A 16,584-nucleotide genomic window follows, 5' to 3' on the forward strand; every position below is an offset into this window, starting at 1 on the left:
ATGCCGTGCACCCCCTGCCCGCGCAGGGCATGGGGTGCACGGCATCGCGCGGGGCGGGTCAGCCGACCGGTGCGGGCCGGCGCCCGGGTGCGGCGGCGGACTCGGCGGTCCGGGTCCTGCGGCGGCGGCCGCCGGCCAGTACCGCGATCAGTCCCAGTACGGTCCACAGGCTGAGGGCCAGGAGCGGCCCGGCCGCCGCGTTGCCGTCGAAGAACGCGACGGACCGCAGCAGCGATCCGCCCGCGCCCGGCGCCAGCCACTGGCCGATCGCGCCGACCGGCCGGGGCAGCAGTTCGGGTGCGCTGGTGACACCCGAGAAGGGGTTGCCCACCAGCACCATCACCAGGGACCCGAGGCCGATGCCCGCCGTGCCGATCAGCGCGGCGAGTCCGGCCACCGTCGCGCCGATCGCGAGCACGGTGAGCCCGAACGCGCCCGCCTCGCTCCACCAATCGCCGGTCAGGACCCCGAGCCAGCTGTCCGTGAGCGCGGCGGCCACCATCCCCACCAGGGCGGCGACCCCGAGCAGCGCCCCCGCCGCCCGGCGGCCGCGCAGCCCCAGCAGGGTCACCACGGCGCCCGTGGCCACGCCCGCGATGGCCAGGGGCAGGATGCTCGACCCGAGGACACTGCCGCGCGGATCCGCGGCCGGGGCCGCCACCACGTCCGTGACCCGGGCCGCGGCGCCGTCCGGGGCCTGGGCGGCGACCGCGTCGTGCAGCAGCTGGGCCACCACCGGGCCCGCCGCGGTCGCGGTCAGCAGCTCGGGGCCCTGCGCGGTGACCGTGATCGCCCCGTATACGGCCCGGTGCTCGATGGCGGTACGGGCGGCGGCCTCGGAGTCGTAGCGGTGGATCTCGAAGGCGCCGTCGCGCGCCTCCAGCTGTTCCTGGAGCCGGTCGGCGGCGGGCCCCGTGCCGACGACGCCGACGGGCAGGTCGCGCGGGGCCATCCGGGCGGCCGGCCAGGCGAAGGCCCACAGGACGAGGGCCACCACGATGGGGATCAGGAGGACGACCGCCACCAGGCGACGGTTGGGGGCAGCGGACATGCCGCGCACCTCGATTCACATCAAAGAGAATGATCGTTCGTTTTATCTGGTGGGGCCACTGTCCCGCCGTCGCCGGACCTTGTCAAGAAGGAACGTTCGTTTTAAGGTGAGGTATGGCTCGTGTATCCCAGGAACACCTCGATGCCCGCCGCCGGCAGATCCTCGACGGCGCCGCGCGCTGCTTCGCCCGCGACGGCTTCCACGGAACCTCGATGCAGGACGTGCTCAAGGAGGTCGGACTGTCGGCGGGAGCCGTCTACCGCTACTTCACCGGCAAGGACGATCTGATCGCGGCCATCGCGGGGGAGGCGGTCGCCGGCGTCAGGCAGGCGTTCGAGCGGGCATCCCAGGTCGAGCCCCCGCCCACGCCCGACGTCCTGATCGGCCGCGTGGTGCGCACCCTGTTCGCGGAAGGGGTGGATGGGGGGCGGGGGCTGGACCGGCGGGCGTACGCCGGGCTGATCGTGCAGGTGTGGTCCGAGGCCCTGCGCAGCGACAGGCTGGCGGCCACGCTCATCGAGGCCTACGAGGGGTTGCGGACGTCCTGGTCCGAGCTGGTCAGGGTGTACCGGGAGCGGGGTGTGCTCACGGCCGACGTGCCGGACGAGCGGGTCGCCCGCACGCTCATCGCCGCCGCCCAGGGATTCATCATCCAGATGGCCATGTTCGGCGACCCCGGACCGGAGACCATGGAGGACGGTCTGCGGGGGCTGATGTCCATGAACATGCAAAAGATCAGTTAACGCGCCGGAAAAACTTGGGCTCTAACGTGCAATACCTCGCCGCGCGGCACCGGTTCGGCATTCAACAGTCTGTTGAGCAGGGCTAGTGTCACGCTGCGCCCAGGGCCGGTACTGGGCGGACGACTGTGAGGTGGACACGTGCAACTGACCCCGCACGAGCAGGAACGTCTGCTCATTCACGTAGCCGCGGATGTGGCGGACAAGCGCCTCGCCCGCGGACTGCGGCTCAACCACCCCGAGGCGATTGCCCTCATCAGCTCCCACCTGATGGAGGGCGCCCGCGACGGCCGTACGGTCACCGAACTGATGGCGTCCGGGCGCAAGGTGCTCAGCCGCGACGACGTCATGGACGGCATCGCCGAGATGATCCACGACGTGCAGGTCGAGGCGACCTTCCCGGACGGCACCAAGCTCGTCACCGTCCACGATCCGATCGTCTGACGGGCCGCCGATGACTCCGGGCGAGATCCTCCACGCCGACGGACCGGTGCCGCTCAACGCGGGCCGGACCGTCACCCGTCTCACAGTCCTCAACGCCGCCGACCGGCCGGTCCAGGTCGGCTCGCACTACCACTTCTCCGAGGCCAACCCAGGTCTGGAGTTCGACCGGGCGGCAGCCCGCGGCCTGCGGCTGAACATCGCCGCCGGAACCGCGGTCCGCTTCGAGCCCGGCATACCCGTCGACATCGAACTCGTCCCCCTGGCCGGACGGCGGATCGTCCCCGGCCTGCGCGGCGAGACCGGAGGTGCTCTCGATGGCTGAACTCCATCGCGCCGTGTACGCCGACCTGTTCGGTCCCACCACCGGCGACCGGATCCGCCTCGCGGACACCGATCTGCTCGTCGAGATCGAGGAGGACCGCTGCGGCGGACCCGGACTCGCCGGCGACGAGGCGGTGTTCGGGGGCGGCAAGGTGATCCGCGAGTCCATGGGGCAGGCGCGCACCACCCGCGCCGAGGGCGCCCCCGACACGGTCGTCACCGGTGCCGTCATCATCGACCACTGGGGCATCGTCAAGGCGGACATCGGTATCCGCGACGGCCGGATCACCGGGATCGGCAAGGCCGGCAACCCGGACACCATGGACGGCGTCCATCCCGAGCTGGTCATCGGCCCGGAGACCGAGATCATCGCGGGCAACGGGAAGTTCATCACCGCCGGTGCCATCGACGCGCACGTGCACTTCATCTCGCCCACCCTCATGGACCAGGCGCTCTCCAGCGGCATCACCACGCTCGTGGGCGGCGGCACCGGGCCTGCCGAGGGCAGCAAGGCCACCACCATCACCCCCGGCCCCTGGCACCTCGCCCGGATGTTCGCGGCGCTGGAGGCCTACCCCGTCAACATCGGGCTGCTCGGCAAGGGCAACACGATGTCCCGCGACGCCATGCACTCCCAGCTGCGGGCCGGAGCACTCGGGTTCAAGATCCACGAGGACTGGGGGGCGACCCCGGCCGTCATCGACGCCTGCCTGGGCGTCTGCGAGGAGACCGGCGCCCAGCTGGCCATCCACACGGACACCCTCAACGAGGCCGGGTTCGTCGCCGACACCCTGGCCGCCATCGCCGGACGCTCCATCCACGCCTACCACACCGAGGGGGCGGGCGGCGGGCACGCACCCGACATCATCAGCGTCGTCTCGGAGCCGTACGTCCTGCCCAGCTCCACCAACCCGACCCGGCCGCACACCGTCAACACCATCGAGGAACACCTCGACATGCTGATGGTCTGCCACCACCTCAACCCCGCGGTACCGGAGGATCTGGCCTTCGCGGAATCACGGATCCGGCCCTCCACCATCGCGGCGGAGGACATCCTCCACGACCTCGGTGCCATCTCGATCATCTCCTCCGACTCCCAGGCCATGGGACGCATCGGTGAGGTCGTCCTGCGCACCTGGCAGACCGCGCACGTGATGAAGAGGCGACGCGGCGCACTGCCGGGCGACGGGCGCGCCGACAACCGCCGGGTCCGTCGCTATGTCGCCAAATACACCATCAACCCGGCGGTCGCGCAGGGCCTCGACCAGGAGATCGGCTCCGTCGAGAGCGGCAAACTCGCCGATCTGGTGCTCTGGGAACCGGCGTTCTTCGGAGTGAAACCGCAGACCGTCATCAAGGGCGGCCAGATCGCCTACGCGCAGATGGGCGACGCCAACGCCTCCATCCCCACCCCGCAGCCCGTACTGCCCCGGCCCATGTTCGGCGCCGTCGGCCGGGCCCCGGCCGCCAACTCCTTCAACTTCGTGGCCCAGGCCGCGATCGAGGACGGGCTTCCCGAGCGGCTCGCACTCGGGAAGCGGTTCGTCCCGATCACCAGCACCCGGGGGGTCGGCAAGGCCGACATGCGGGAGAACGACGCGCTGCCACGGGTCGACGTCGACCCCGACAGCTTCGCCGTCACCATCGACGGCGAACCGGTCGAACCGGCACCCGCCGCCGAACTCCCCATGGCCCAGCGCTACTTCCTCTTCTGAGAGCGGTCCATCGATGAGCCGTGCAGCCCTGCTCGTCCTGGCCGACGGCCGGTTCCCCGCCGGCGGCCACGCCCACTCGGGCGGCGCCGAGCCTGCCGTCGAGGCCGGACGCGTCCGCGACGCGGCGGACCTCGCGGCGTTCTGCCGGGGCCGCCTCCACACCACCGGGCTGACCGCCGCGGCACTCGCCGCGGCGGCCGCCCACGGGCACGACCCGCTCGCCCTCGACGAGGCCGCCGACGCGCGCACCCCCTCACCCGCCCTGCGCGCGGTCGCCCGCAGGCTCGGCCGCCAGCTGATGCGGGCGGCGCGCGCGACCTGGCCCAGCGGCGAACTCGAAGCGCTCGCACGGGCCAGGCCGCGCGGCGCCCATCAGCCCGTCGTGCTGGGACTCACCGCCCGCGCGGCAGGGCTCGGCCCCGAGGACGCCGCGTACTGCGTCGCCTACGAAGCGGTGAGCGGACCGGCCACGGCAGTGGTCCGGCTGCTCTCCCTCGACCCCTTCGACGCCACCGCCGTCCTCGCCCGGCTCGCCCCCGAACTCGACCATGTCGCCGGGCTGGCGGCCGCCGCCGCTCGCGGGAGCATCGACGAGCTGCCCGCCGCGTCGGCCCCGCTGCTCGACATCGCCGCCGAGGCCCACGCCGCCCGACCGGTCCGGCTGTTCGCCTCGTAACCCCGCCCGCACTCCCGCTCGCCGCACCGACACAGCACAGGAGCCGCACCATGCACCTCGACCACTCCCACCCCGGACCGGCCGCCGTCGGCGCCGACGCCGCACGCCCCGACGGCACCCGGCGGGCCCTGCGCATCGGTCTCGGCGGACCCGTCGGCTCCGGCAAGACCGCGACCGTGGCCGCGCTCTGCCGCACCCTGCGCGACCAGCTGTCCCTCGCGGTCGTCACCAACGACATCTACACCCGCGAGGACGCCGCGTTCCTGCTGCGCAACGCGGTACTGCCGCCCGAGCGGATCCAGGCCGTCGAGACCGGCGCCTGTCCGCACACCGCGATCCGCGACGACATATCCGCCAACCTCGAAGCCGTCGAGGACCTGGAGGACGCCGTGGGGCCGCTCGACCTGATCCTCGTCGAATCCGGCGGCGACAACCTCACCGCCACCTTCTCCAAGGGGCTCGTCGACGCCCAGATCTTCATCATCGACGTGGCGGGCGGCGACGACATCCCGCGCAAGGGCGGACCCGGGGTCACCACCTCCGACCTGCTCGTGATCAACAAGACCGACCTGGCGCCCTACGTCGGCTCCGACCTCGGCCGGATGGCCCGCGACGCCGCCGAGCAGCGCGGCGAACTCCCCGTCCTGCTCACCTCGCTCACCTCCGGCGAAGGCGTCGGCCCGGTGGCCGACTGGGTGCGGGGGCTGCTCGCCTCCTGGAACGCATGAGCGTCCGGGCCACCGCCCGCGTCACCGCCGTACGCGACGCCCGGGGCGGCACCTCGCTGCCCGTCCTGGAGAGCGAGGGGCCCCTCGCCCCGCGGCGGACCAGGTCCCTGCACCCGGGCTCGGCCCGCGTCACCGTCGTCGGCGCGATGAGCGGGCCCCTCGGCGGTGACCGGCTCGCCATCGAGGTCAGGGCCGAGCCGGGGGCCCGGCTCACCGTCGACTCGGCAGCGGCCACCGTCGCCCTGCCCGGCCCGGGACCGGGCGACGGACCCGCCCACTACGAGGTACGGCTCACGGCGGGGGAGGAGGCCGCTCTCGACTGGCTGCCGGAACAGCTCATCTGCGCGCACGGAAGCGAACTGGTCATGCGGACCACCGCCGAACTCGACCCCACCGCACGCCTGGTGCTGCGTGAGGAACAGATACTCGGCCGGCACGGCGAGACCACCGGCACCCTGTTCAGCAGACTCACCGTCCGCCGCGCCGGGCGCCCGCTCCTCGACCAGCAGACGGCCCACGGACCCGGTGCCCCCGGCGGCTGGAACGGTCCGGCCGTGCTCGGCGGCCACCGCGCCGTCGGACAACTGCTCGTCGTGGATCCGTCGTTCGGGGACCGCGGACCGGAGAGCAGACTGCTGGGGCCGACCGCCGTGCTCACCCGGCTCGCCGGCCCGGCCGTGCTGGTGACCGCGGTGGCCGCCGACGCGAGGGCGCTGCGTGCCGTGCTGGACCAGGCGCGGGAGGAGCTGAAGACCGGCGAACCCGCTTGATTCCACGGGCCGTTCACCCCGTATGGTCGTGCTGCTCCAGCCAGGCGTCCTCCGCCGCGTAGTCGAAGAGTCCCGTCCCGTAGGCCCGGACCATGGCGGGGTAGGCCTCCGTCCAGTCACGCCCGGCCAGTTGCGCGGTGATCCATTCGACGGTCTCCGGGAGCGACTCGGCATAGCCCGTCACCGGCCGGTAGCCGAGCTCCCGTTCGGCGGCCGTCATGTCGTACACGATGGGATGCGGGGCGCCCCAGGGCGAGAGCCCGACACCCTCGGGCGAGGCGGCGCCCGCGATCAGCACCGTCTCGGTCTCCCGCCCCATCACCGCGTCGACCGCCTCCCCGATCTCCGCGACCGTCGGCGCCTGCGGGTCGGCGGCGTTGAGCACCCGGGAGCCGGGCCGCAGGGCGGCCAGCCGGATCAGCTCGGCGGCGTTGGAGGCGTGCAGCGGGTGGAAGCGCGAGGTTCCGCCGTACGCCAGCACGCGCCGGGTGCGGCCGTCCAGAGCGCGTTTGACGAAGTAGAGCTCGCGCGGCGAGCGGCAGTAGGGACCGTGCACCGCGCCCGCCCGCAGGAGTGTGACGGGCAGCGCGTCCCCCGCCGCGAGGAGATCGTGCTCCAGCAGGATCTTGCGCGTCCCGTACGTGGCCTCGCCCGGCGGGACCGTGGGCTGCGACTCGGGGATCGGCACCGGGTAGCACGGCGAACCGTCGGGTTCGCCCTGGGTGTCGAAACTGCGGCCGCGCTCGTCCTCGTACACCGCGCCGCTGGAGACGACGACGGCCGAACCGATCCGGCCCGCGAGATCCGTCAGCTGCCGGGCGTGCTGTCCGCCGTAGGCGACCATGTCGACCAGTACGTCGCAGCCGTCACCGAGCGCCGCCGCGAGCGCGCCCTCCTCCTCGCGGTCGAGCGCGACCGTGCGCGCCCCCGCGTCCCAGCGGTCGTCACGGCCGCCGCCGCGCGAGGCGGCCGTCACCGTCCAGCCGTCCTCGACGAGCGAGCGCACCGCCGCCCGCCCGATCTGGCCGGTCGCTCCCAGCACCCATGCGTGTCCCTTGGTCATGCACCGCACGCTATGGGGGATGCGCGGCCCCGACCAGCGGGGTTCACCGACCGCGAATCCGCCGTCAGCGTCGGAGTTTCGGGAACTTTCCCGGGCGTTCGCCCTGTTCGGCGGCCTTCACCTTGGCCGCGTACTCGTCGACGTACTCCTGTCCGGAGAGGCCGAGGATCGCGTACATGATCTCGTCGGTGACCGCCCGGATCGCCGCCTTCTCGTCCTCGAGGCCGGCGTAGCGGGAGAAGTCCAGCGGCGCTCCGAAGCGGATGGTGACCTGCTTGAGGCGCGGCACTACCTTGCCGGGAGGCTGGATCTCGAACGTGCCGACCATGGCGCAGGGCACCACCGGCACCTGCCCCCTGATGGCCATCACCGCGACCCCGACCTTGCCCTTGTAGAGCCGGCCGTCGTGCGAACGGGTGCCTTCCGGATAGATGCCCAGCAGCTCACCCCTGCTCAGCACCCCGAGCCCCTCACGGATCGCGGCCTGCCCCGCCTCCTTCCCCGACCGGTCCACCGGGATCTGACCGGCGCTCCGGAAGAACGCGGCGGTCAGCCGGCCCTTCACACCGGGGCCGGTGAAGTACTCTGCCTTCGCCAGGAAGGTGATGCGGCGCTTGATGATCGCGGGCATCAGGAAGTGGTCGGAGAACGACAGGTGATTGCCGGCGATGATCGCGGCCCCGTCCGCCGGGATGTGCTCCGTGCCCTCGATGACGGGGCGGAAGAACAGCCGCAGCAGCGGCCCCAGGACGACGTACTTGAGCAGGTAATAGAACACGGGGCGGCTCCCAGTTCGACTCCGCAGCTGCGTTTCGGCAGGTCAGTGGAGTTCTCGGCAGAGGACACCATATGTGCAGCTGTCGTCGCGTCTACCCGCCCCCGGGCGAGTCGATGCCGGCGCCTCGGCAACGGCTCCGGCGGGCCGAGCACGGCACCGCCCCCCGCCGGACATCCGACGGGAGGCGGTGGAGCGGACAGGGAGGGTCAGGGCGCGGTACCCCAGGAGAGCGCGCCGGTCACGTACACGCCGATCTTCGGTGCGTCGGCGTAGCTCGTGGCCGTCGAACGGCTGTAGTCGTCCGCCTCGTTGAAGCTGGACCAGTCGCTCTTGTTCAGCCGGAGCTGCATCTCACCCGTGGAGGCGCCCGCGGCGAGCGTTCCGCTGCCGAAGCCGACCTCCAGGTAGTGGCTGGCACCGGCCGCCGTGCTGCCCGAGGACTGCACACCGTGGGTCAGGTTGCCGCAGCCGATCACCGCGTAGTCGCAGGCGGTGCCGAAGGTGGAGGCCCCGGCCTCGGGAGTGAACCAGTACCGCACCTTCACCGTGGAGAGGTTCACCGCGGTGCTGCCGGTGTTGACCAGTTGCAGGCCCATCCGGATCTGGTTGTCGGTGGCGGAGGAGTCGGTGTTCTTGTACTGGACCTTGAGCGTGCCCGTCCCGGTGCCGCCGCCGGCGGACGTCGTGGCGGAGATCGCGCCGGAGGCCGCCGACACGTTGCCGGCCGCGTCCTTGGCCTTGACGGTGTAGCTGTAGGCGGTCGAGGCCGTCAGGCCGGTGTCCGTGTACGAGGTGGTCGTGGTGGAGCCCACCTTCGTTCCGCCGCGGAACACGTCGTACCCGGTCACCCCGGTGTCATCGGTCGACGCGGTCCAGGACAGCGAGACGCTGCCGCTGGTCTTCGCCGTGACGGTCACCGAGGTGGGCGCGGTCGGCGCCTGGGTGTCGTCGCCGCCACCGCCGGGCGTGCCGTCGAGCGGGGGGTAGGCGTTGCGGACGAGCTCCTGGAACTGCGCGGAGAACCAGTGACCGGCCAGCGGGGAGTTCGGCAGGGCACCGGTCAGGTTGTTGCCGTTGCGGCCGTTACCGGTGTACGTGGGGTCGCACATCCGGTCGAAGCCCTTGCCCTCGTCGTTGTCGATGGGGGCGCTGTTGCCGTCCGACTCGCCCGGCGGCTTGGCCCAGACGTACGCGTCGATGCCGGGCTCCGGGGCGCTGGTGGGGCGCTCCCCGACGCCGGCGCCGTTCTGGTTGCACCAGTTGCCCGCGTGGATGCGCCGGTCGACCCGGCCGCCGTCGACATAGGCGTCCACACTCGTCTGCGGCCCGGGGCCGGCAGGCCGGTGGCTGCCGCCCCAGCCGTTGCGGGCCGTGTCGATCAGCATGCCGATGTTCGAGGCGAAGCCCTGGCTCACCAGCTCGGTACGCAGTGCCTGGGCGAACGACAGCTCATCGGTGTAGTAGTTCCAGTCGATCCACTTGGACTGACGGACCTGAGCGCCGTTGACCGTGTCGGTGATCTTGAAGTTGGGCTCCTTGAGAGCCGAGTAGTTGGCCGTGTTCACGATGAAGCCCGTGACGTCGGAGACCGTGGCCCCCTCCGAGGTGGCGGCCTTCTTGAACTCCTGAGCGGCCGGGACGAAGTTGGAGTCCCAGCCCAGCCAGCCGTGGTGCGCGGCGTCGATGTAGTTGTACACGTTGGGAATGGCGCCGAGGGTGTGCAGGGCGTAGCCGACACCCTTCTCGTAGTTGCCGTTCGCCTTCATCGTCGCGCAGGCCTCGGTGGAACCGGCCGAACCGCCCGCGTTGGTGACGATGTTGGGCAGCGAGTCGGGCTCGATGATCGTGACGATGCGCAGGTTCGCGTACGCCGGGTCGGCGAGGATCTCGGAGATCGGGTCGATGTACTCGTCCTTGTACCGGTCCAGTTCGGTCGGTCCGAGCTCGCCGTTGGACGCCAGTGCGGCACAGTCCCGTCCCGGCAGGTCGTAGATGACGACCTGGAACAGGTTGGCCCCCTGGTCCAGAGCCGTGTCGAGGTGCTCGCGCAGGCTCATCGCCTGGGCCGAACCCTCGATGGCCGCGATGCGGTCCATCCAGACGAAGCCCGGTTCGTCGGCGATGGCAGTGCCACCCGGCTCGGCCGCCGCCTTGGCGGACCAGTCGGGGTTCACGTATGCCGTGGCGCCGGCATAGGGGTTGTCGACCCGGGCCGCCGCCGAGGCGGGGGCGGGGACGGCGACCGCCAGTGCCGCGCCCATGGCCAGGGCGGAGAGCGCGGCCAGTCTTCGGCGTAGCCCGTGCGTGATGGTGCCTCTGGTTCTCATTGCGGCTCCGTGCTCCTCTCGTGCGTCCGGGGAGGTTCCCCGCAGACGGTTCGTGGGGGTGTTGCAGGGGCCGGCCCGGTGGTCGGGGCGCGGCTTCCCGTCGGTGGTGAGCGGTGGTGCCCCGATGGCGGGTACGGCGGGGCGGATGGGCGACCCGCCATCGGGAGTCGGGGAGTGGCGGGGCTCGGTCGGCTGCGCATTCCGCTGCCGGGCGGCGCGGAACGGGCCGGGGGCGCGGCTGCGCCCCGAAGGGCCCGTCCCGTCACCCGGTATCGGGGGGAGAAGGGAGGGGGTGGAGTGTGCAAGTCTTGATTGTGGGAGCGCTCCCAAAGTGGCGTGGTGATACGCACCTGTCAAGACTTAAATCGCAACTGCCTTACGGGTGCGTCAACTCGGCCACACGTTGAACGGGCCCTGTACGAAGCCGTGTTGGCGATCTCCGGACAGGGCCGCCGGGCCCGGCGGCCGGTGTTCGCACACGCGTCGGGACGGCTTCGCGGAGCCTCCGGTGGGGCGGGTGCGGTGACGTGCAGGGCGGATGCGTTCCGTGACGGGGCGGGCACCTGGCGTTGGATGCGCGCCCGTGCTTAGGCGCCCCGGATCGCGCCGCCGGACGGCGGTCTGCCGGGCGCGGGGCGGCGCCGCACGGTCATCGGGCGGCGGGGGAGTAGTGCCAGCCCGGAGGCCTGAGGGAGGCGGGGTGACGGTGGGGGATCGCGGGGCGGGCGGGCCCCGCATCTCGCGGTACGGAAGGGCTCGGGTCCCGCCGGCTGAGGCCCGCGTGCGCGTCGGCCGAGTGCGCACGGAGCGCGACGCAGAGTGACGGGATTCCGCCCGGTGCCCGAGGGGCGAGCGCCGGCGAAGTGTCCTCGCACGGGCCGGTCCGCGTACGCGATGGCGTACACGGCGCGGCTGCTTGTCATGGCGGCGGCGCCGGGATGGGCTGGCCCCGCAGCCACGGGTCACTGGTCCGCCCCGCAGTCGCGGGCGACTGATCCGCCCCCCCGCAGCCACGAGTCACTCATCCCCGGAGCCCGACATGCGCGTGCGCGCCGCCCTTGCCACCGCCGTCCCCGTCGCCGCCCTTGCTGCGGCCCTGCTGTCCCCCGGTGCGACCGTGCCCGCCGCGGCCGCACATTCCACGGCGCAGGACCCGGGGATCCTCCTGACCGTCTCCGGCAGCGAGAACACCTGGATCCGGGGGGTCGTCCTGCACTGTCCGCCCGGCCCCGAGGACCGGCACCCCGACGCGGCCGGCGCCTGCGCGGCCCTCGACGAGGCCGCAGGGGACTTCGACGCGCTCGCCGGCGAGCCGCGTCCGTGCCCCTACGCGTACGACCCCGTGACCGTCACCGCCGAGGGCACCGGGCCGGACGGGGCCGTCGACTGGCGGCACACGTACCCCAGCGCATGCGACATGGACGCGGCCACCGGCCCGGTGTTCCGCTTCTGAGCCTCTCGGCAGGGGCGGCGTCGCTCCGCCCGCCTCAGGTCTCGCGGGTGGCGACCATTCCGATCGTGGTCAGCCCCAGCACCACCCAGCCGAACCAGAGCCAGCCGTTGCTTCCCATCGCCGCCGTGTACCCGGTCACCGCCACCAGGGCCCCCACGGTGAGCACTCCCATGGTCTTCGTCGATCCGGACATGCGCGCACGCTCCTCGTCGGCCGCGCGGCCGTTGCCCCCATCGTCCCCCGGAAGGCGTGTCCGCCGCTACTGTCCGCGCGCCTGCAACGAGGCGAGATACGCGTTGTAGGCGTGGAGCTCCTGGTCGCCGTCGCGGTCCGCCGCCCGGTCCGAGCGCTTCGCCGTCCGCTGATCGGAGCGGTACCACTGGAAGACCAGGGCGAGCAGCACCAGCACCGACGGGATCTCGCTGAACGCCCAGGCGATGCCGCCCGCCGCGTTCTGGTCGGACAGGGCGTCGATGCCCAGGGAGGCCGACGGGTTCTTGTACACCTCGACCATGGGCTGGGAGGCCATCATCAGCGCGATGCCGAAGAACGCGTGGAACGGCATCCCGGCGAACAGCTCCAGCATCCGCAGCAGATAACCGGGGCGGTGCGGGCCCGGGTCGATGCCCATGATCGGCCAGAAGAAGACCAGGCCGACACCGAGGAAGTGGACCATCATCGCGAGGTGCCCGGCCGTCGAACCCATCAGGAAGTCGAACAGCGGCGTGAAGTACAGGCCGTACAGGCTGGCGATGAAGAGCGGGATGGTGAACACCGGATGCGTGATGACCTTCATGTACCGGCTGTGCAGCAGCATCAGGAGCAGCTCGCGCGGCCCCTTCCTGCCACGCGCCGCGACCGGCAGTGCACGCAGCGCGAGCGTCACGGGCGCGCCCAGCAGCAGCAGGATCGGCGACAGCATGCTGATCACCATGTGCTGCACCATGTGCACGCTGAACATGACCATGCCGTAGTCGTTGAGCTTGGTGCACATCACCAGGGCGATGCTCAGCACCCCGATGACGAAGAAGACGATCCGGTTGACCGGCCACCCGTCCCCGCGCCTGCGCAGCCGCGCCACCGCGCATCCGTACAGGAGCACGGCGAGCACGCAGCCGATCAGGAAGATCGGGTCCGCGGAGAACTGGAGCCCGCGTCCCAGCGTGAACGGCGGCAGATCCATGTTCATGCCGTGCCCGCTGTGATCCATCTGTTCACTCCTGATGGGGGCGCCGGGACGTCCCCGTTTCGTGCCGGTTGTCCCGACCAGAGTAGAACTGCCCCCGGCCGCGGTTGCGGCCGGGGGCAGTCCTCAGACGGTGGTGTCGCTCAGAGCACGCACTCGGCCTCGGCGTACCGCTCGGCCGGGACCGTCTTCAGGGTCTCCACGGCCTCAGCGAGCGGGACCATCGTGATGTCCGTGCCGCGCAGCGCCGTCATCATGCCGAACTCGCCGCGGTGCGCCGCCTCCACCGCGTGCCAGCCGAAGCGGGTCGCCAGGACCCGGTCGTACGCGGTCGGCGTCCCGCCGCGCTGGACGTGGCCGAGGATGACCGGGCGGGCCTCCTTGCCCAGACGCTGCTCCAGCTCGATGGAGAGCTGGGTCGCCACGCCCGCGAAGCGCTCGTGCCCGTAGATGTCCTTGACGCCGGACTGGAACTCCATGGAGCCCTCGCGCGGCTTCGCGCCCTCGGCGACCACGACGATCGCGAACTTCTTGCCGGCCGAGAAGCGCCGGCCGACCAGCTCGGTCAGCTCGTCGATGTCGAAGGGGCGCTCGGGGACGACGACGGCGTGCGCACCGGCGGCCATGCCCGAGTGCAGGGCGATCCAGCCGGTGTGACGGCCCATGACCTCGACGATCATGACCCGCTGGTGGGACTCGGCGGTGGTCTTCAGCCGGTCGAGGGCCTCGGTGGCCACGCCGACGGCGGTGTCGAAACCGAAGGTCACGTCGGTGGAGGCGATGTCGTTGTCGATCGTCTTCGGTACGCCGACGATCGGCAGCCCCGCCTCGGACAGCAGGTTCGCCGCCTTGAGGGTGCCCTCGCCGCCGATCGGGATGATCGCGTCGAGACCGAGGTCCCTGACGTGGCCCCTGGCCTGCTCCACGCCACCGCGCAGGTGCGCAGGCTGCACCCGGGAGGAGCCGAGGATCGTGCCGCCGCGGGCGAGGATGCCGCCGACGGCGTCGAGGTCGAGCTTGCGGTAGTCGCACTCCAGGAGGCCCCGCCACCCGTCGTGGAAGCCGATGACCTCGTCACCGTGGTCGACCACCGCGCGGTGGACGACGGAACGGATGACCGCATTGAGGCCGGGGCAGTCGCCGCCGGAGGTGAGCACACCAATTCGCATTGCCCGGGAAACCTTTGCAACGTGGACCGACGACCGGACCACGTCGTCCGGCTGGAATCCCGCCACCCTACCGGCGCAGGGTGGCGGGACCGAACCGGGCGTCCGCCTGCTGGACTCCGCTCAGCTGAGCGAATTTCGCCTCATCAGACGGGCTGTGTCGCGGACGCGATCCGTTCGGCGCGCAGCGCCTCGTACCAGCGGTCGTCGGTCGGCGGCAGCGCGTTCACATCGAGCGCCAGCTTCAGCAGCAGGTCCGCGATCAGCGGGTTGCGCGCCATCACGGGCCCGTGCATGTACGTGCCGAACACGGTGTCGTTGTACGCGCCCTCGGTGCCGTCCCCGGTGCCGTTGCCCCGGCCGAACTGCACCCGGGCGAACGGGCGTGCCGTCGGGCCGAGATGGGTGACGCCCTGGTGGTTCTCGAAGCCGGTCAGCGGCGGCAGCCCGAGGTGCGGGTCGATGTCCGCGAGCACATCGCCCACGCACCGGTCGCCCTCGCCGCGGGTGGAGACCACGTCGAGGAGCCCGAGGCCCTGCTCGCGCTCACCGAGGTCGTTGACGAACTCGTGGCCGAGGATCTGGTAGCCGGCGCAGACCGAGAAGATGATCGCGCCGTTGGACGCGGCCCGGCTGAGACCCCCGTCACGGCGCAGCCGCTCCGCGGCGAGCCGCTGCGGCCGGTCCTCACCGCCGCCGATCAGGTAGATGTCGCCGGACGTGGGAACGGGCTGGTCGCTGCGCACGTCGACGCGCGACACGTCCAGGCCGCGCTGGCGGGCCCGGCGCTCCACCACCAGGGCGTTGCCCTGGTCGCCGTAGGTGCTCAGCAGGTCCGGGTAGACCCACACCAGCCGCAGGCTGTTGTTGCTCATGCTTCGTCCTCTCCGGAGGGGGCCGGGGCCGGGGTCAGTTGCCGACACGACGGCGCAGATCCTGGAAGGCGGTGTAGTTGGCGATGACCTCGATGCGGCCGGGCGGTGCCTGCTGCACGGCCTCGTCGAGGTTCTCGCAGACCCGGAAGTCGAGACCGGCCACTTCGAGCCGGACCGCGAGGTCGAGCTTGCGGTCGCCGAGCACGAAGATCGGGTGACCAGCGAGCTGGGTGTAGTCCACGTCCCACAGCCAGGAGGTGTCCGTGCCGTCGGCGCCGCGCGCGTTGACGGAGAGGATCACGGGGGTGGGCGGCGGGTCGATCAGCGAGAACGTCTCCAGCCAGCCGGCCGGGTTCTTCGCCAGCAGGAGCCGCAGCTCGCGGTTGAGGAAGGTGACGACGTCGTAGCGGCCCGCGACGGCCTGTACGTGGTACATCCGCTCCAGCGCGACCTGCGGCGGCACGCCGAAGACGGCGGCCACGGCGGCCGAGCTGGTGGCGTTGGCCTTGTTGGCGCGGCCGGGCAGCTGGAGGTGGATCGGCCAGGCCGAACCGTGCGGGTCCAGGACGTAGTCGCCGTGCAGCACCCAGCTGGGGGGCGGACGGCGGAAACCGCACTCGCCGCAGAACCAGTCGTCGCCGGGGCGCTGCATCACACCGCCGCAGGACGGGCAGGACCAGGCGTCGTCCTTCCACGCCTGTCCGGCCGCGACCCACACCACGTTGGGGGAGGAGGAGGCCGCCCAGACGATCAGCGGGTCGTCGGCGTTGGCGATGATCACGGCCTTCGAGCCGGACAGTCCCTCGCGCCACTTCTCGGCGAGCATCCGGGTCTCCGCGGCCCGGTCCAGCTGGTCGCGGGAGAGGTTCAGCAGCGCGATCACCTTGGGTGTGGTGTCGCGTGCGACGCCTGCGAGGTACTTCTCGTCCACCTCGATCACGCCGTACTGCGCGTCCGAGCCGCCGGCCAGGGCCGAGGTGATGCCCGCGGGCATGTTGGCGCCGAGCGCGTTCGACACGACCGGGCCCGCGGCCCGCAGTGCCTCGGCGATCAGCCGGGTCGTGGTCGTCTTGCCGTTGGTCGCCGACACCAGGATCACGTCCAGGTGCTGTGCCAGCCGCCCGAGCAGGTCGGGGTCGAGCCTGAGCGCCACCCGGCCGCCGATCACCGATCCGCTGCCCCGCCCGGCTGCCCGCGACACCGCCGCAGCGGCCTTGCCCGCCGTCACGGCCAGCTTGGCCCGCGGCGACAACGGCTCCGTGTTGCCTGCCATCGTCCTAGATCCTCCTTG

General features: G+C 71.9%; 17 protein-coding genes. 8 read left to right on the top strand and 9 right to left on the bottom strand.

Translation table 11 applies throughout. From position 1 onward, the window contains the following. Window positions 1–58 precede the first annotated feature (58 nt). Window positions 59–1,051, bottom strand: a complete 993-nt coding sequence (locus tag EDD93_RS29700) for an ABC transporter permease (RefSeq protein WP_123528568.1) — start codon at window positions 1,049–1,051, stop codon at window positions 59–61. 113 nt (window positions 1,052–1,164) lie between these two features. Here EDD93_RS29700 and EDD93_RS29705 point away from each other — a divergent pair, with 113 nt between their 5' ends. The 7 genes from EDD93_RS29705 (at window position 1,165) to EDD93_RS29735 (ending at window position 6,445) form a co-directional block, all read left to right on the top strand. Beyond that, entirely contained in the window at window positions 1,165–1,794 is a 630-nt protein-coding gene (locus tag EDD93_RS29705) for a TetR/AcrR family transcriptional regulator (RefSeq protein ID WP_123528569.1), read from the top strand. A 138-nt stretch (window positions 1,795–1,932) separates the two neighbouring features. Then, window positions 1,933–2,235: an urease subunit gamma gene (locus EDD93_RS29710; protein WP_123528570.1), complete on the top strand. Its 303-nt coding sequence runs from the start codon at window positions 1,933–1,935 to the stop codon at window positions 2,233–2,235. Window positions 2,236–2,245: 10 nt separating this feature from the next. Next, window positions 2,246–2,557, top strand: coding sequence for an urease subunit beta (locus tag EDD93_RS29715; protein WP_123528571.1), 312 nt, complete (start codon window positions 2,246–2,248; stop codon window positions 2,555–2,557). Continuing rightward, window positions 2,550–4,271, top strand: coding sequence for an urease subunit alpha (locus EDD93_RS29720; protein WP_123528572.1), 1,722 nt, complete (start codon window positions 2,550–2,552; stop codon window positions 4,269–4,271). The genes EDD93_RS29715 and EDD93_RS29720 overlap by 8 nt, the downstream gene beginning before the upstream one ends. Before the next feature lie 13 nt (window positions 4,272–4,284). Continuing rightward, window positions 4,285–4,947, top strand: a complete 663-nt coding sequence (locus EDD93_RS29725) for an urease accessory protein UreF (RefSeq protein ID WP_123528573.1) — start codon at window positions 4,285–4,287, stop codon at window positions 4,945–4,947. A gap of 50 nt (window positions 4,948–4,997) precedes the next feature. After that, entirely contained in the window at window positions 4,998–5,675 is a 678-nt protein-coding gene (gene ureG, locus EDD93_RS29730; RefSeq protein WP_123528574.1) for an urease accessory protein UreG, read from the top strand. After that, the gene (locus tag EDD93_RS29735) at window positions 5,672–6,445 is read left to right on the top strand and encodes an urease accessory protein UreD (RefSeq protein ID WP_123528575.1); all 774 of its coding nucleotides are present in this window, start codon (window positions 5,672–5,674) and stop codon (window positions 6,443–6,445) included. The genes ureG and EDD93_RS29735 overlap by 4 nt, the downstream gene beginning before the upstream one ends. 13 nt (window positions 6,446–6,458) lie before the next feature. Here EDD93_RS29735 and EDD93_RS29740 read toward each other — a convergent pair whose 3' ends face one another. The 3 genes from EDD93_RS29740 to EDD93_RS29750 form a co-directional block, all read right to left on the bottom strand. Continuing rightward, a complete protein-coding gene (locus EDD93_RS29740; RefSeq protein ID WP_123528576.1) occupies window positions 6,459–7,508 on the bottom strand; it encodes an NAD(P)-dependent oxidoreductase in 1,050 nt (349 codons plus the stop codon). A 64-nt stretch (window positions 7,509–7,572) separates the two neighbouring features. Beyond that, on the bottom strand, window positions 7,573–8,286 hold the full coding sequence (locus EDD93_RS29745; protein ID WP_123528577.1) for a 1-acyl-sn-glycerol-3-phosphate acyltransferase: 714 nt from the start codon (window positions 8,284–8,286) through the stop codon (window positions 7,573–7,575). 206 nt (window positions 8,287–8,492) lie between these two features. After that, on the bottom strand, window positions 8,493–10,613 hold the full coding sequence (locus EDD93_RS29750; RefSeq protein ID WP_123528578.1) for a glycoside hydrolase family 6 protein: 2,121 nt from the start codon (window positions 10,611–10,613) through the stop codon (window positions 8,493–8,495). A 1,039-nt stretch (window positions 10,614–11,652) separates the two neighbouring features. Here EDD93_RS29750 and EDD93_RS29755 point away from each other — a divergent pair. Continuing rightward, window positions 11,653–12,066 carry an SSI family serine proteinase inhibitor gene (locus EDD93_RS29755; RefSeq protein WP_123528579.1) on the top strand — a complete coding sequence of 138 codons (414 nt, stop codon included), beginning with the start codon at window positions 11,653–11,655 and terminating at the stop codon, window positions 12,064–12,066. Window positions 12,067–12,100: 34 nt separating this feature from the next. Here EDD93_RS29755 and EDD93_RS39735 read toward each other — a convergent pair whose 3' ends face one another. From EDD93_RS39735 to EDD93_RS29775, 5 genes are all read right to left on the bottom strand, one after another. After that, window positions 12,101–12,259 (bottom strand): hypothetical protein, encoded by a 159-nt coding sequence (locus EDD93_RS39735; protein WP_185092562.1) that lies wholly within the window; start codon window positions 12,257–12,259, stop codon window positions 12,101–12,103. Between the two features lie 66 nt (window positions 12,260–12,325). Then, a complete protein-coding gene (locus EDD93_RS29760; protein ID WP_123528580.1) occupies window positions 12,326–13,276 on the bottom strand; it encodes a cytochrome c oxidase assembly protein in 951 nt (316 codons plus the stop codon). 119 nt (window positions 13,277–13,395) lie between these two features. Beyond that, entirely contained in the window at window positions 13,396–14,421 is a 1,026-nt protein-coding gene (locus EDD93_RS29765) for a 6-phosphofructokinase (RefSeq protein WP_123528581.1), read from the bottom strand. Between the two features lie 143 nt (window positions 14,422–14,564). Next, on the bottom strand, window positions 14,565–15,293 hold the full coding sequence (locus EDD93_RS29770) for a type 1 glutamine amidotransferase (RefSeq protein ID WP_073736191.1): 729 nt from the start codon (window positions 15,291–15,293) through the stop codon (window positions 14,565–14,567). 34 nt (window positions 15,294–15,327) lie between these two features. Then, entirely contained in the window at window positions 15,328–16,566 is a 1,239-nt protein-coding gene (locus EDD93_RS29775) for a MurT ligase domain-containing protein (RefSeq protein WP_123528582.1), read from the bottom strand. Between the last annotated feature and the right edge of the window lie 18 nt (window positions 16,567–16,584).

This window comes from Streptomyces sp. 840.1, from assembly GCF_003751445.1.
GTDB lineage: Bacteria > Actinomycetota > Actinomycetes > Streptomycetales > Streptomycetaceae > Streptomyces.

Coding starts and splice junctions, on each gene's coding strand:
- EDD93_RS29765 (WP_123528581.1), bottom strand. CDS start 14,421: ATGCGAATTGGTGTGCTCACCTCCGGCGGCGACTGCCCCGGCCTCAAT.
- EDD93_RS29760 (WP_123528580.1), bottom strand. CDS start 13,276: ATGGATCACAGCGGGCACGGCATGAACATGGATCTGCCGCCGTTCACG.
- EDD93_RS29720 (WP_123528572.1), top strand. CDS start 2,550: ATGGCTGAACTCCATCGCGCCGTGTACGCCGACCTGTTCGGTCCCACC.
- EDD93_RS29700 (WP_123528568.1), bottom strand. CDS start 1,051: ATGTCCGCTGCCCCCAACCGTCGCCTGGTGGCGGTCGTCCTCCTGATC.
- EDD93_RS29750 (WP_123528578.1), bottom strand. CDS start 10,613: ATGAGAACCAGAGGCACCATCACGCACGGGCTACGCCGAAGACTGGCC.
- EDD93_RS29705 (WP_123528569.1), top strand. CDS start 1,165: ATGGCTCGTGTATCCCAGGAACACCTCGATGCCCGCCGCCGGCAGATC.
- EDD93_RS29740 (WP_123528576.1), bottom strand. CDS start 7,508: ATGACCAAGGGACACGCATGGGTGCTGGGAGCGACCGGCCAGATCGGG.
- ureG (WP_123528574.1), top strand. CDS start 4,998: ATGCACCTCGACCACTCCCACCCCGGACCGGCCGCCGTCGGCGCCGAC.
- EDD93_RS29735 (WP_123528575.1), top strand. CDS start 5,672: ATGAGCGTCCGGGCCACCGCCCGCGTCACCGCCGTACGCGACGCCCGG.
- EDD93_RS29715 (WP_123528571.1), top strand. CDS start 2,246: ATGACTCCGGGCGAGATCCTCCACGCCGACGGACCGGTGCCGCTCAAC.
- EDD93_RS29775 (WP_123528582.1), bottom strand. CDS start 16,566: ATGGCAGGCAACACGGAGCCGTTGTCGCCGCGGGCCAAGCTGGCCGTG.
- EDD93_RS29725 (WP_123528573.1), top strand. CDS start 4,285: ATGAGCCGTGCAGCCCTGCTCGTCCTGGCCGACGGCCGGTTCCCCGCC.
- EDD93_RS29755 (WP_123528579.1), top strand. CDS start 11,653: ATGCGCGTGCGCGCCGCCCTTGCCACCGCCGTCCCCGTCGCCGCCCTT.
- EDD93_RS29770 (WP_073736191.1), bottom strand. CDS start 15,293: ATGAGCAACAACAGCCTGCGGCTGGTGTGGGTCTACCCGGACCTGCTG.
- EDD93_RS39735 (WP_185092562.1), bottom strand. CDS start 12,259: ATGTCCGGATCGACGAAGACCATGGGAGTGCTCACCGTGGGGGCCCTG.